The following is a 14985-nucleotide window of genomic DNA, read 5'->3' on the forward strand; positions in this document are numbered from 1 at the left end:
AATCAATTTCTGGTTCACTCCAACGTTTCGACTATGTAACAGTAGAAGGAAACTCAGGCAAAGCACAATAACAATCAAACCACAGAAGGGAGTGATTTTTAATGGATGTTTTTTCACGCTATGCGCCATTTATCCAGGATTATATTTACAGTCAGGGATGGCGAAGTTTACGGGCAATTCAGCAAGCAGCCGGTGAGGCAATCTTTAATGGTGATCAAAATGTCTTACTTTCGGCCCCCACAGCATCGGGGAAAACCGAAGCAGCCTTTTTCCCAATCCTAACGCTAATGAGTGAGAATCCGCCAGCTTCTGTTGGCTGTCTATACATTGCTCCCTTGAAGGCGCTGATTAATGATCAGTATCAACGATTGAGCGAACTTTGCCACGATCCAGGGATCCCTGTTTGGCGGTGGCACGGGGATGTTGCTCAGTCACAAAAGCGTCGATTGCTTCGTCACCCGTCAGGAGTTCTGCAAATTACACCGGAATCTCTAGAGTCGTTAATGTTGAATAAGCATATGGATATTCCGAGCCTTTTCGGAGATCTCCGTTTTATTGTAATTGATGAGATCCATTCAATGTTGCGAGGGGATCGTGGTGGACAAACGTTTTGCTTAATTGAACGATTAGCTAAATTGGCCGGATGCCAGCCGCGGCGAATTGGCCTTTCAGCAACGATTGGTGATCCAAGGGCAGCGGGGCAATTGCTAGCTGCAGGAACCGATCGGGGAACGGTAATTCCGAAGATTGCTGATACCCACGAAGTTTGGCGGTTATCAATGGAACATTTCTATAAGGATCCCGTTCAGGCTGGGGATGATGCTCAAGAACGTGATGCCCAACCAGTATTAGAGCAGGCAACCGACAAGGCACCAACGATGGCGGATCCAGGACTAGCCTATGTATTTGAACATACTCGGGGAAAAAAGTGTTTAGTCTTTACTAATAGTCGTGAAGAATGTGAGGCAGTTTGTCAGTCGTTGAGGGCATACTGTGAAGCAAACCATGAACCAGATCGCTTTATGATTCACCACGGAAACCTTTCAACAGCGTTCCGTCAGACTGCTGAAGAGGCAATGAAGGACGAGAACTCATTGATGACAACCTGTGCAACCGCAACGCTTGAACTAGGAATTGATATTGGTCGGCTGGAAAGAGCGTTTCAGATTGATGCACCATTTACGGTTTCAGGATTCTTACAACGAATGGGACGGACTGGTCGTCGTGGTGACCCGCCGGAGATGTGGTTTGTGATGCGCGAAGAACATCCGGAGTCACGGGCAATGCTTCCTGAGTTGATTCCGTGGCCGCTAATTCAAGGGATTGCTCTTGTGCAATTGTACCTAGAAGAACGGTTTGTGGAACCACCACGAACGGGTCGATTACCTTACAGTCTGCTATACCACCAGACGATGAGTACGTTAGCTTCAAGTGGTGAAATGACACCGGCAGAATTGGCCTCACGGGTACTAACGCTATCGTACTTTCATAACATTAGTCAGGACGATTATCGGATCCTGCTACGGCATTTAATTAGAATTGATCATATCCAGCAGACTGAAAATGGTGGCTTAATAGTTGGCCTTGCTGGAGAACGGGTCGTAAACAATTTTAAGTTTTACGCAGTTTTTCAAGAAAATGAGGAGTTTAGTGTTCACTCTGGTTCTGAAGAATTAGGAACAATTGTTAAGCCACCACCGGTTGGGGACAAGATTGCAATCGCAGGGCGTGTCTGGGTTGTTGAGGATATTGATCGTCAACGTCACCAGGTATATTGTCATGAAGTTAAGGGCCGGATTCCGGCATACTTTGGGGATGTTCCGGGTGATATTCACCCTCGAATCCTTGAACGAATGCAAAAGGTTTTGGCCGAGGACAAAAACTACCCTTACTTGATGGTGAACGCATCGGCGCGACTGCGGGAAGCACGTGAAACTGCACGAGCCGCAGGGATGTTAGAAAAATCGTTAATTAACCTTGGCGGAAAAATGTGGTGTTTCTTCCCGTGGACGGGAACCTATTCATTTCTTGCTTTGGAGCGTCTTCTTCGGTTAAAGTGTGCACAACGGCTAGGACTCCGCGGATTCAATTCTGTTCGTCCATACTATATGGAATTTTCTATGGATGCGAGTGAAGAAGAATTTTATCAAATTATTAAAGAAGAGTCTGCTAAGGACTTTGATCCGGTTGACCTTGTTTTTGAAAATGAAGTACCAGTATTTGATAAGTATGATCAATACATTCCCGATGAATTAATCAAGAAAGGCTTTGCTCAGGGTGTCTTAGATATCAAAGAGATGCGTCGTTGTGTTCGCCGTTTAGTTCGTCAGCATTGTAAAGAACAGGATAAATAAAAATAAGAGCTCCAGAATTCGGTTTTGATATCGAACTCTGGAGCTCCCGTTTTTAATGAGTTTTATTTTTTATTCTTTAATTGGTGTAAAACCTCTTCGGCAATTTCATGGTTGGTCCACATCCAGATTGCGTGACCAAGGCTTTCGGAAAGGTGCTCTTCGAAAGGCTGATCCTTAGCATTAGGGACTGTCTTCATTGCTGGCATGATTACTAAGTGGAAGGCAATCCAAACGGCAATCCCGAATGGAATTCCTTCACCAAGGGTTAATAACTTAACCTTCTTTTCTAATAGGGCGGCATAAGCAGTCGCAAATGAAATAGAGAAGCCAAAGTGAACGAGGTAGGATACCCATGGAAGTTGTTGTCCTGAATAGGTATAGGTTGCCTGGGTAAGCTTTGCCGGTACTCCTAGTTGTTGAAGGAGAGTTTGGGGTGGATTAACCTTATCCCGTTCGGCAGTCCGGGGTGGCAGGATATTCTCCCAACCAAGCTTAACCAGTCCAGAAATTACTCCGGCTGCTGTTCCAGCAATCAACATTTTCTTAAGATTTAACTTAACCATAAAAAGTCACTCCTTCATTGAATTAGCAGTATTTTTGTCAGCCATTGAGTTTAGGTATCGCCAAATTTGTGGGCGATAGCGGCGAAGGCAAAATAGTAATACTAAATAAATAATAATACATAAACCAATCCATAGTGGATTTTGAGAGATAAAGGCAGCAAAGACAATGGCGTTTAGCGGACGAGCCATCAGGTTGAAACTGGTAACCAAAACTATTCCGGCAGGGATTGCTGAACCATAATGGGCAATTGCCCCAGTGTAAATTGGAGCTAGCCAGCTAGAGCAGTATAGGCCAACCCCAAACCAGACGATTCCGTTAGCAATTACTTTAAGAATATTCCCGTTTGTAATGGCAACGATTGATTCAACCATAAATGGTAAGGCAATCAAGTCCACAATCGGTAAAGTTCGGTTCCCAGGAAGAATAAATGCAATTACGACCATGATTGGGATCAGGATAATTCCTGAAATAATCGTTGCTGACTCACCATAACCAACCCCATCATCGACAGCTAAGAACCAACGCTTCCGATCATTAATCGGATCGGTAATCTTTTGTTTATTAGCAGCGGCTTTTCGTTGCTGATCAATACTATTAGCCAGTGGTTTAAATGCATTAGCAAAAACCTCAGTTACTAGAGGAAAAATGGTCATCACTGCAGCTAATTGGATAGCAAATTGGAAAATCTGTCCCCAGGCATGGTAGCTAGTGAGACGGTTAAGGTTGCCTAGAATCCCAATTAGCAGACCAAGAATTGCCCCAAGGGTGGTTGGCTGACCGAAGACGCCGAACTTTTGTTGAAAGGTTTTTGGGGTTAAGTGAACCTTGTTGAAGCCAAGCATGTTCCATAATGGATCCAATAAAATTGCGGGAACGGTCTGGACTATATTTTGAGCAGCACAGACCGTTGTGTTCTTGATTTGATAATAAGACGACCAACGATCTGCTTGAATTTCAGCTAACTCAAGTGTATAGAGAAGCATGAAAAATGATAGTCCCATCGCTAACCAAAAGTTGTGGGTAGCGTAATAGGCAAGGGTTCCCCAAATCATGAAACCAAAGTTATTCCATAAATTAGAAGGCATAAAGACCTTTGTGATGCCGACTGCAAAAAGAATAAATTCTGCAATGAGGCCGAATACAAAGAAGGCTAGGCCAACTGAGGAGTTAAAACTTGCCAAGGATCCCGCTTGCCAGCCAATATCAACTACCGGGAGCTTGATCCCAACGTTATTAACCATTTGGTGAATAATCTTGGTAACAACCGGTGTAAATTCACTGATGATCCAGGAGAATCCGGTTAACCCAACCCCGGCATACAAGGCAGACATCGCTGCAGTTTTTAGTTTGACCTTAAGGAAAAGGGCAATGATAAAAATCATAATCGGCACCACAACGGTAGCGCCAAAAGCGTTAAAGAAGTGACTTACAGATGAAAGCAAAACTTCATCCTCTTTCTATTCGTTTTATTTATTCTGGGTCTTGCATAATAGCTGTCTTTTTTATTGTACAACGAATGATAGAAAGAGTTGGGTTAAATGCATATAGACTAATTCTGATCATACTTCAGAATATCTCCAGGCTGACAGTTCAAAATATTACATAGTTTATTTAAGGTCGCAAAACGGATCCCCTTTGCTTTACCAGTTTTTAAAATTGAGAGATTTGCTGGTGTAATCCCGATCTCTTTTGCCAGTTCTTTAGAAGAGATTCCTTGCTTTTCCATAACAACCCCAAGATTAACTTTAATCATCTACTTTCACCCTCTAAATAATACTGTTATTTTCATTTTGCAAGTCTAATCCACGCTTAAAGATAAAGTAGACGAGGTAGCAAATAATTAGTGAAATAAAGTAGGCGTAATAATCACCGCACGGGAAGAAGTCGAGCTGTGCTGTTACATTAATAAAATGGTTAATAACCGTGTTAATTCCGTCAAGGATAGTAAGAATAAGAAATGAGAACATTAATTTACGTAAAGCGATCATGTTTGCAGGGGCAAAGTATTTTTGAAGATTAATATTATCGAGAATGTTATGTAGAGCAAAACAGCCATACAAGAAGACAGCCCAAAAAAGCAAAATATCGAAGTAAAGAAGGAATTCAATTGCTAAGTTACTACCAATTAATTTAAAGGAAATAGGATCAGTGAAAATATAAACCGGTCCGACAATTAGAAAGTAGATTCCTAAAAGACCGTTTGAAATAATTCCAAAATCAACCAATGCTTGAATGCTTCCGAGAAGGAATTTATTAATCTTTTTCATTACCGACACCGCTTTCACAAGAATTGTAATTATTATAAAACGATATTAAATTATTGTAAAGCAATAATTTAATATCGAGTAACAATAAATTTAGCATAAAAAAGGACGTGACAGAAGTTATTTATGACTTCTGTTACGTCCTTTTCGTTTATCTCTTAGTTAGGCAGTTTTACCAAAGCAGCAATCCCCATTCCGCCACCAACGCAGAGGGAGGCAACCCCAGTTTGTTTATGTAGATCCCGCATTTCATGGACAAGAGTAACGGCAATTCGGGCACCTGAACAACCGACCGGATGACCGAGGGCAATTGCACCACCACGCGGATTAACTTTATGGTCATCAAGCTTTAATAGTTGTTCGCAGGCGATTGATTGTCCGGCAAAGGCTTCATTTAGTTCAAAGAGATCAACTGCATCCTTGTCTAAACCAGTCTTATTAAATAACTTATTAATAGCGTAGTATGGCCCCAGTCCCATTACTGCAGGATCAAGACCAACGGTAGTCGAAGTCTGCCATTCCACAAGTGGGGTCAGGTGATATTTCTTAACCGCTGTTTCACTAGCAAGAACCACAGCAGCAGCTCCGTCGTTTAATCCAGAAGCATTTCCTGCTGTAACCGAACCATCCTTTTTGAAAGCAGGTTTCAGTCCTTGGAGGGCAGCTAAAGAAGTGTTAGCTCGAGGTGCTTCATCGGTATCAATAGCCGTATCTTGGTGGTGAACAGTAACGTTGACTGGCGTGATTTCATCATCAAAGGCATGATCCTGTTGAGCTTGGACAGCCTTTTGGTGACTACGGAGGGCAAACTGATCCTGCTGGTAGCGGGCAATGTGGTAACGATCATTAACATTTTCAGCTGTGATTCCCATTGCGTAGCCACCCCAAGCATCTTGGAGAGCATCATTTTGCATGGTGTCGACTAATTCACCATTACCAAACTTATAGCCATGGCGAGCATTTAAGAGAACGTAAGGAGCACGGGACATGCTTTCCATTCCACCGGCAACAATTATTTGAGCCTGTTGAGATTGGAGCAATGAAACACCGAGGGTAATACTAGAAAGTCCTGAACCACAAACATCGTTAATCGTGATTGCTGGGATTGACTGATCTAGTCCCGCAGCAATTGATGCTTGTCGGGCAGGATTTTGACCAGCTCCTGCCTGAAGAACATTTCCCATGAGCACTTGATCGATCTTCTCTGCCGGAACAGCAGCCTTGTGCACTGCATCTTTAATTACGGCTGCGCCTAAATCAATTGCAGACTTTGATGATAGAGCACCGCCAAATTTACCGATTGGAGTCCGTTGGGCCGCCACAATAAATACTTTTTCCATCAATTATTTCTCCCCAAAAAATAAAATTACTGTACTAGTTTAGCGAGGAAATGAACATCTCGCAAGCGTTTAGCTTTGACTTTGTGAATTATTAATCTTATTTAAGGATTCGGGTTTGATCCGACGATCGTGGTGGTAAAATTGCTGGATCCCCAGGTTGGAAAATTTCTCCAGAATGAATGATTTCTTCGTTGGTCATGGTGGTATTCCTCCCCCCCCAATAAAAAAGTCTTATAACTGCATTTATAACAATTATAAGACAGATTAGATTAAACTTCTTGGTGCCGTTGTTCGAGAATTTGTTGGCACTTATGGAATTCGGTTTCGGTATAGTCATATTTGATGAGGACGAGAAGCCGTAATAGTGAAGCAACGGCTGGGATAATTGAAACAATGACAAAGATTCCAGTTAAGGTTGTTGATGATTGGGTGGCGTTAGCTTGATAGCCAATCAATGAAAGGACGAGACCCGTAGTGGCACCGGCGACAGCAATTGCGACCTTGCTGGCAAAGGTTTGTCCACCAAAGACGATCGCCTCGCACCGTTGACCAGTCTTAACTTCACTGTATTCAACAGTTTCGGCAAGCATTGCGGAGATGATTGGACCGGTAGCGGAATAAAGAGTCTGCGTAATTGCAAGAAAGATAAAGACAAGAACAACATTTTGATAACCGGTCATAAAGAAGAGGATCCGGACAATGATATCGGTGATTAACAGGATTCGCAGAATGGCAAGCTTCTTAAAGTGCTTGGTCAGTAGTGGAATAAAGAAGAAACCAAGAGCACTGAAGGTTCCAATTAGCCCGTAAATACTCATGAATTTAGCGTTAAACAAGTTGTAGGTAAAGAAGTAGATGATAATGTTGTTAACCATTTCCATTGCAACCTTGAGGAAGAAGAGAAGCAAGATCATTAGCATGTACTTATTGGCCTTAACGGCGGTCCAAATATCATGGGCAGTTAACTTCTCGGCCTTTTTAGCAACGACCCGCTCCTTTGTAAACTTATAACCAAGTTCCATAAGGATAAAGCCGAAAAGCATCAGGACACTGACAGAGATCAGGTAACTGGTTTGCGGAGAGCCATGTTGCTTAAAGTAGGCCAGCATTAGTGGTAATACCAACCCAACCATTCCGATCCCACCGAAGACACCCAAGTTAGCGGTTGTAATTAGATTAGTCCGTGCCTGACCGCTCTTGGAAATTACGGTAGAAAGTGACCAGAAGGGGATGTCAGAAAAGGCATAGCAGGTTCCCCAAAGAATATAGGTGATCGCAGCGTACATTATTTTCCCTGCAGGAGAGATATTAGGGTTTACGAAACAAAGGATCGTTGAAACGATAACGAAGATTGGTGCAAAGTGCATGTACTTCCGGAACTTTCCCTTGGTGGACTTGTGAGCATCGATCCAACCAGAGACAATTGGGTCAAAAATGGCATCCCAAAGACGGGCAATTAAAAAGATTGCACTAGCGATTACTGATGAAATTCCAACAATATCGGTATAGTAAATCAGGATGAAACTCCCAATAATTCCAAAACTAAAGCATTGACCGAACCCATACGAAAAGTAAGCGAGGTATTCGGATAAAGCGACGTGCTGTTGATCAATTTGTTTTTCCATTTTTAATCTCCTAATCAAAATCAAAGCCAGTTTGATGTGTGGCCGTCATTATTTGATGAATGGCGGTTGGGTCAAACTTATACTGGTGGTCATGATCTAATAGACCATTAACCTCTTGTTCGACATCTGTTAACTGGGTATAGCAGAAACCAGCGCAGTGAGGGATACTCATGACAGCCTGAGTAAGCTGCCCGATTTTATCGACAACGGCTTCTTTAGACTGGATTCGTTTACCGTAACCCCATGATTGCTGTTGGGCATTTTCTTCATAAGCAATCCCACCGTATTCGCTAATAAGGAATGGCACATTTTGGCGTTCATAGCCATCACAGAAGACACGACGGCCGCTGGTAAGCGATGGGTTACCAGTGAAGATTTGCTCGAGGTTTTGGTAGCTGGCGGCCAGTGATTGAGGATCACCGTTATAATCATGGATTGTGCATAGATCTGTCTTAACTTGTTCCCAACCATCATTGGCGATCACTAGACGGGAATCGTCAAATCCCTTGGTGAGGTAGTATAAGCTATCGGCAAATGACTGTTCTCTATGATTATGGGCAATTTCATTAACGCCCCAGGACTCGTTCATCAGAACATAAGCAATCACACTAGGATGGTTGATATGTTTAGCAATAAAATCAGGGAGCTCGGCCAAGGTATGACGCATCATGGCAGGGGAAAAACTAAATGAGCTAGGAAATTCTGCCCATGCTAGAACGCCGAGTTTATCACAGAGGTAAAGCATTCGGTGACTTTCGACGTGTTGGTGGATTCGGTTGCCGTTAAAGCCCATTGCCTTTAGCTTCGTCAGGTCGGCTTTGTAGTCATTAACAGAACCAGTTAGTCCGGCATCAGGATAGTAGCCTTGATTTAAGATTAATTTCTGGTAGAGAGATTGATCGTTAAGGTACACTGCTTGGTTCCGTGTTTCAACTTGCCGCATCCCAAAGTAGGAGTTGACGGTATCGGTGATTGAATTATCTTTAATGACTTCAAAACTAACGTCATATAGGTTAGGCTCATTTGGTGACCAGTAGTGGAGACGGAAATTAGGGTCGTCATTACTGACATCGACTGCGAAACGGGCTCGTCCATTGGTTGTTGAGCAACTAGCTACTTTAATTACTTGTCCGTGAAAACTGATTGCTGCTCGGATGGTAGCTTTCGCAGGAAGGTTAAGTTTAGCATCGATATTTAATTGAGATTGGTGAATATCGGGAATCATAGTGATTTTCTCTAAATACTCCTCACCAGTTTCTTCAAGCCATACGTTTTGCCAAATACCGATCGTTCTGGTGTACCAGCAAAGAAAATTGTGATCCTTCCAGGATTGCTTACCAATTGGTTGATCAGTTGCGTTTACATCTTCAACCCGGATTTCTAATTTATTAGTGGCTGTTACCCACTTGCTAATGTCGATAGTGAAAGGCGTGTGACCACCAGTATGACTACCGATAAAGTGATCGTTTAGCCATAACTGGCATTGATAATCTACGGCTTCAAAGTGGAGGAGATATCGATGATCCTTCTTCAGGGACAGGTCAAAATACTTTTGGTACCAGACGACGGGGAAATATTCTTTCTCGTTGACGTGGGCCTTCTTAAAGGTGTAGCTATAGGGGACGTTAATTTGATCGGGAAAGTTGCTTGGGTGGTTAGTGGAATCGCTTTCATTTTTAGCAATAAAAAAAGCCCAATTCCCGTTAAGATCTAACCAGTTGGTTCTAATCATTTGGGGATTTGGATAATCAATTTTATTTAACACAACTGTCACTCCGTTTTATTAAATATTTTATATCAGCTGATAATTAAACTGTACCAGCTAGTTTATATATTGTCAAAAAATTTATTATATTCACAATATAGAGGAATAGACCAATAAAGAGAAATTTCCTGTCACTATCTTCTTATTTAGGGACTATTATGGTAGAACCGTTTTGAAAGTTAATTATCGCTTGATATAAATTGTGCGATCGAGATAATTGACGCTCGATATTGTGATTTAATTAACAATGCATTTTTAAAATAAAATCCCCTCAATAGTTAGATTTAACTAGCTATGAGGGGATGAAATTTAAATATTCGTTTAATCGTTAAGATTACTTAATGCATCGTCAATTGGTGTTTTACCGGAACGCATCATAATGACTTTGCCGATGGTGTTTTCGTGCTTGAGGGTATTAGCAAGAACCTTAGCAACATCAGGAATTGGGTTCGTGGTATCTCCGCCTGCGCCTAACGTTACCAATCCAGTCCCCGGTTCTTCTGTAAGGGTAGCGGGTTGGACGATGGTATAAGCTAAGTCGGTATTATGGATTAAGTAGTTATCCGCAAAGAACTTCGCAATATTGTAGTCCGTAATTTCGGCAAGAGCCTTGTACTTGGTCCACATTTCCGGTTGGAGGGCATACATTGAACTTAACATAACGTAACGTTTGATCCCGTCTTTTTCAGCAGCCATCATTGTTTTAACCGCACCAAACGCATCTGTTTGGAGGAGATCATTCCCCCGAGAGCCAGCAACAAAGTAAACAACGTCACAGTCGTTCATTAATTTGGCAATTTCATTAACCTCTGCGTGAAGATCAAGTTTAACTGCTGAAACTCCTTCAAGATTGGTGATCTTTTCTGGCCTACGTGCCCCAGCAACAACCTGATTGCCATCTGAAACAAGATCCTTAATTAGTTCAGTAGCAACTCGGCCAGAACCACCGGCAACAAATATTTTACTCATGATCAATTCCTCCTTGTAAATCACTAAATTTATTTTAACTGTTAATAACGATTTGGAGAAGCAATAACGTTTCGCGGGTAATTAATAGACGGTTAGTGAAAAAGTGAGTTATGATTAAGGAGTAATAGTCACTGGTTAGATTAGTAAAGAAGGGATTATTGTGACTGAAGAAAAACACCTGACGACAGAAATGGTTAAACAGTATCAAAAGGTATTCCATGACCGGAAAGATGCTGATGTAATCGCGCGGGCAGTGCAAAAGAACGGGATTAAGAATGCTAGTGAAGATCCTAGTGCAAGCCAACGTCTGCACCGGGCATTTTCGTATGAAATTAAGACAGGGAAGCCAAGTAACCAACGACACAGTGGACGGTGCTGGTCATTTGCTACTTTGAACACGCTCCGGCACAAGTTCGCAAAGAAGTATAATTTTAAGGACTTTGAGCTTTCCCAAAATTACTTATTCTTCTGGGACCGGATTGAACGGGCAAACATGTACTTCCAAAAGATTATTGAAACGGCCAAAAAGCCACTCCATGACCGGACAGTTGATTTTTACCTGAGTTTTGCATTAAACGATGGTGGTCAATGGGCTAATGCTGCTTCAATTATTGAAAAGTATGGGGTTGTTCCAGAATATGTCATGCCTGATACGCACAATACAAAGGACACCTCAGACGTTGCGGAAGTCGAAAACTACCTAATGCGGAAGGATGCTCTGGTATTACGGAAGATGGTTCAAGACGGAGCAAGTGAAGATGAGTTAACTAAAGCCCAACAAAAGATGATGGCTGACGTTTACAAGATCGCGGCCTACTCATTTGGTGAACCGCCAACAAAGTTTGATCTAGAGTTCCGTGATGATGATAAGAAGTTCCACCAAGTACTTGGCTTGACACCATTGAAGTTCTACCGGGAATACTTTGAGACGAACCTTAATGATTATGTGGTAGTTACGAATGCGCCAGACCATGAATACAATAAGGTTTACGCTATGCCAACCCAGGATAGTGTGGCAGGTGGAATTCCAATTAAGTTTGTTAATGTTCCATTTAAGTACCTCCAAGAAACAGTCATGAAGCAATTGAAGGCTGGTGAAACCGTATGGGTAGGTAACGATGTCCTTCAACAAATGGACCGGAAGCGGGGCTTAATGGATGCTAAGTTGTTCCACCGTGCTCAATTGCTCGACATTGACTTTACAATGGACAAGAAGGAACGGCTTGAATCTAAACAAGCAATGGTTTCTCATGCCATGACTTTGACTGGCTTTAACCTGCAAAACGGTGAACCAAACCGCTGGAAGATTGAAAACAGCTGGGGCAAAGACAACGGTAATAATGGTTACTTTGTGATGACCGAAGATTGGTTTAAGGAATATACTTATGAAGCAGTCATTAATAAGAAGTATCTTCCTGATGAATTAAAGCAACTCGCCGAAACTGAACCTGTAATCCTAAAGGCTTGGGATTCGTTACAGTAGGTAAGAGTGCTCGCCAGCAAAAAACTTGCGGAAAGCTAGCAATTTCTCCTGACGAAGGCGACTTGCGCCTAGGAAGGAGGTTGCTAGCTCTAGCAAGTTTCTGGAGAGCCGATCTGGACTCTGCTGCATTAAAATACACGTAAAAATGGCCTTTCCTCATAACGGGGAAGGCCATTTTTGAGTATAGCTTGATAAAAGCAAAGCGTAGCTAGTCATTTCGTTTGCTAAACGCTCCCTTGATTAAGTTAATAATTGGGATAAGTTCACTAGCAGAAACTGCTCTGAAATTAGCAAAGATCTGCTGATGAAAATGCTTATCTGCTACAAGGACTCTTTTAAAATTCTGATTATTAATTGCTGAGTAAATAATTGAGCTGATAAAAGGAAGATTAGATAATTCGTGAATTTGATTTAGAATTGATGAATTATCTTGCTTAATTAGTTTAGTTTCTGGTGCGTATTTTGAAAAAGTTTTTTCCCATAATCCCATATTATTTAGCACGATAATTCCTGGTAAATTTTCTTTTTGAAGAATGTGTTACAGCCATGAAGCACTTTAAGGAAAAGGGTAAGATCCTTGGTTGGGGGAATGTCACGTGCGATCGAAGAACAAATTCGGACAGCTCATAAGATTTTACCAGTCAATGTTATCCAGAATGAATTCTCAATGATGGTACCCTTAAAGCCTGCAAGGAACTCAATATTGGTTTTACCCCTTACATGCCATTGGCTTCTGGTTTCTTGAGTGGGCCTTTAAGCCAGGGATGACTTATAAACATGATGATATTCACCGTGAATTTACTTGGTTCACTGATGAGAATTTGAAGAAGAACCAACCAGTTCTTGATATGCTTGAACACTTCTCTAAGGAAAAGCATGCTACTTATGCGCAAATTGCCCTTGCTTACTTAATGCATGAGTACAAGAACTTAGTACCAATTCCAGGAATGTATCATGAAAAGTACATTAAGGAAAACTTGGCAACTGCTGATGTGGAGTTATCCGATGAAGACATGGCTGTTATTAACCGGACATTAGATAACATTAAGATCTACGGTGATAATGAAGAATGGCGGGTTGATAAGCTCCGCGAAGAAGTTAAAAAGGAAGGCTTCGATATTAATAAGCTTGATGGTGCTAACTAAAGTCGTGTTATCCAACAAATAGCCAAAATATATAACCTTATTTTCATAAACAACACCCGATAAATTTACGGATTTGTCGAGTGTTGTTTTTTAAATTCAACAGATTTATGAAAAAGGTATATGATTAACGATATACAATTTGTGAGAGGGGGAGAGTTCGATGGCCAAGAAAGAATCGATCTTCACAAAGGATGTCGTCCTCGTAATGGCTGCATCCTTTTTCTTTATTTTTAGTAATATGTACTGCAATCCATTGATTAATGGTTACGCGCAGAAGCTTGGTGCATCAAGTGCCTTTGCCGGGATTATTGTCGGGATGATGAGCATTGTAGCGATGTTTCTTCGACCAATTGCCGGGAACATGACTGATCATTATTCGAAATATGGACTCGCATTTTTAGGTGGGATGCTATGTTTCGTTGGGGTAATGGGATATGTAATTACTCCAAATAGTGGTTTGTTGTTGGTCTTTCGCTTAATTAACGGTCTCGGTTATGTTTTATGTACCGTTTGTATGACTACTTGGCTTTCTTACCTAGTACCGTTTAACCATGTTGGGGAAGCAATGAGCTTTTACGGCTTGATGAATGCTCTTGCAATGGCCTTTGCACCAGCAGTTTCAATTAACCTTTACCGGATAATTGGTTACCGGGATGCTATCATTATTTCAGCCTTGTCCGCTTTGATGGTTGTAATCACGGTACAATTTGTTGGTAATCGGGCAAAACCGGAGCCACAAGCACAAAAGACAAAAAAGTTCCACCTGAAGATTATTCAGCGGGATTCGTTACCCGTTGCCGCGCTAACGGCTCTCTTTGCAATTCCGTACTTTGCAACACAGGCTGATATTGTCGCTTACACTGAGCAACGTCATTTACCAATTGCCGTTGGCTCGTATTTCTTAATTTATGCTGTGATCTTATTAGCAATTCGTTTATTCTTGCGGAACCAGTTTGATACGGTTCGTTTTGGTCCGTGGTTAATTACTAGTACAGTAGCGACTGCATTCTATTTAATTATGCTAACGGTCATGAAAACGAACTTTGAAATGGCCTTGGCGGCTGCGGGGATGGCCTTTGGTTACGGCTTAATTTATTCGGTTTGTCAATCAACCGCAATGATGCTTGCCCCAGAAAGTGAACGGGGACTTGCTAGTTCAACCTTCTTCTTGGGATTAGATATTGGGATGACCCTTGGACCAGTGATTGGGGGGATTGTTGATAGTACAATGCCTGTTAAATGGTTCTATCCGGTAATGCTCATAATTATTCCACTGATCCTGTTAATTTACCTCTTTAATCGGCGGAAGCTAAATAGTGCAGTAAGCAACCATTAAAATTTTACTGAGCATAGTTCATGACTATGTTCAGTTTTTTTAGTGCGCCCGGCATGGGTATTAGCTAGGCGGTGAAAGTCCGCTATGGGTCGTAGTAGTCGGAACCATGAGCTGAGGACAAGGGTGTCCATTGTGAGGTG

Annotated in this window: 13 protein-coding genes; 4 read left to right on the forward strand and 9 right to left on the reverse strand. The window is 41.9% G+C overall.

The window, feature by feature from the left end; translation table 11 throughout:
• Positions 1–101: 101 nt before the first annotated feature.
• Positions 102–2354: a DEAD/DEAH box helicase gene (locus LKJ51_RS04965; RefSeq protein ID WP_291978722.1), complete on the forward strand. Its 2253-nt coding sequence runs from the start codon at positions 102–104 to the stop codon at positions 2352–2354.
• A 62-nt stretch (positions 2355–2416) separates the two neighbouring features.
• On the opposite strand, the gene LKJ51_RS04970 is transcribed toward LKJ51_RS04965, so the two are convergent.
• The 8 genes from LKJ51_RS04970 to LKJ51_RS05005 all read right to left on the reverse strand — a co-directional run bounded on the left by LKJ51_RS04970 (position 2417) and on the right by LKJ51_RS05005 (position 10881).
• Positions 2417–2917: a DUF1440 domain-containing protein gene (locus LKJ51_RS04970; protein WP_291978724.1), complete on the reverse strand. Its 501-nt coding sequence runs from the start codon at positions 2915–2917 to the stop codon at positions 2417–2419.
• A 6-nt stretch (positions 2918–2923) separates the two neighbouring features.
• Positions 2924–4360, reverse strand: a complete 1437-nt coding sequence (locus LKJ51_RS04975; RefSeq protein ID WP_291978725.1) for a PTS transporter subunit IIC — start codon at positions 4358–4360, stop codon at positions 2924–2926.
• 107 nt (positions 4361–4467) lie between these two features.
• Complete coding sequence (locus LKJ51_RS04980) at positions 4468–4671, reverse strand: helix-turn-helix domain-containing protein (protein WP_291978726.1); 204 nt, start codon at positions 4669–4671, stop codon at positions 4468–4470.
• A 13-nt stretch (positions 4672–4684) separates the two neighbouring features.
• Positions 4685–5185, reverse strand: a complete 501-nt coding sequence (locus LKJ51_RS04985) for a DUF2975 domain-containing protein (protein ID WP_291978727.1) — start codon at positions 5183–5185, stop codon at positions 4685–4687.
• Positions 5186–5340: 155 nt separating this feature from the next.
• The gene (locus tag LKJ51_RS04990) at positions 5341–6522 is read right to left on the reverse strand and encodes an acetyl-CoA C-acetyltransferase (protein WP_291978728.1); all 1182 of its coding nucleotides are present in this window, start codon (positions 6520–6522) and stop codon (positions 5341–5343) included.
• Positions 6523–6791: 269 nt separating this feature from the next.
• Entirely contained in the window at positions 6792–8147 is a 1356-nt protein-coding gene (locus tag LKJ51_RS04995) for an MFS transporter (protein WP_291978729.1), read from the reverse strand.
• A gap of 10 nt (positions 8148–8157) precedes the next feature.
• Entirely contained in the window at positions 8158–9912 is a 1755-nt protein-coding gene (locus LKJ51_RS05000) for a glycoside hydrolase family 2 protein (protein ID WP_291978730.1), read from the reverse strand.
• Between the two features lie 321 nt (positions 9913–10233).
• A complete protein-coding gene (locus LKJ51_RS05005) occupies positions 10234–10881 on the reverse strand; it encodes an NAD(P)H-binding protein (protein WP_291978731.1) in 648 nt (215 codons plus the stop codon).
• 160 nt (positions 10882–11041) lie between these two features.
• Between LKJ51_RS05005 and LKJ51_RS05010 the strand changes: the two genes are divergently transcribed.
• Entirely contained in the window at positions 11042–12364 is a 1323-nt protein-coding gene (locus LKJ51_RS05010; RefSeq protein WP_291978733.1) for an aminopeptidase C, read from the forward strand.
• A gap of 208 nt (positions 12365–12572) precedes the next feature.
• Here the strand turns inward: LKJ51_RS05010 and LKJ51_RS05015 are convergent, their stop codons facing one another.
• Entirely contained in the window at positions 12573–12866 is a 294-nt protein-coding gene (locus LKJ51_RS05015) for a hypothetical protein (RefSeq protein WP_291980148.1), read from the reverse strand.
• Positions 12867–13128: 262 nt separating this feature from the next.
• Between LKJ51_RS05015 and LKJ51_RS05020 the strand changes: the two genes are divergently transcribed.
• Positions 13129–13509: an aldo/keto reductase gene (locus LKJ51_RS05020; protein WP_291978734.1), complete on the forward strand. Its 381-nt coding sequence runs from the start codon at positions 13129–13131 to the stop codon at positions 13507–13509.
• A gap of 160 nt (positions 13510–13669) precedes the next feature.
• On the forward strand, positions 13670–14845 hold the full coding sequence (locus LKJ51_RS05025; RefSeq protein WP_291978736.1) for an MFS transporter: 1176 nt from the start codon (positions 13670–13672) through the stop codon (positions 14843–14845).
• Positions 14846–14985 lie beyond the last annotated feature (140 nt).

The organism is Limosilactobacillus sp., from assembly GCF_022651205.1.
Classification (GTDB): Bacteria; Bacillota; Bacilli; order Lactobacillales; family Lactobacillaceae; genus Limosilactobacillus.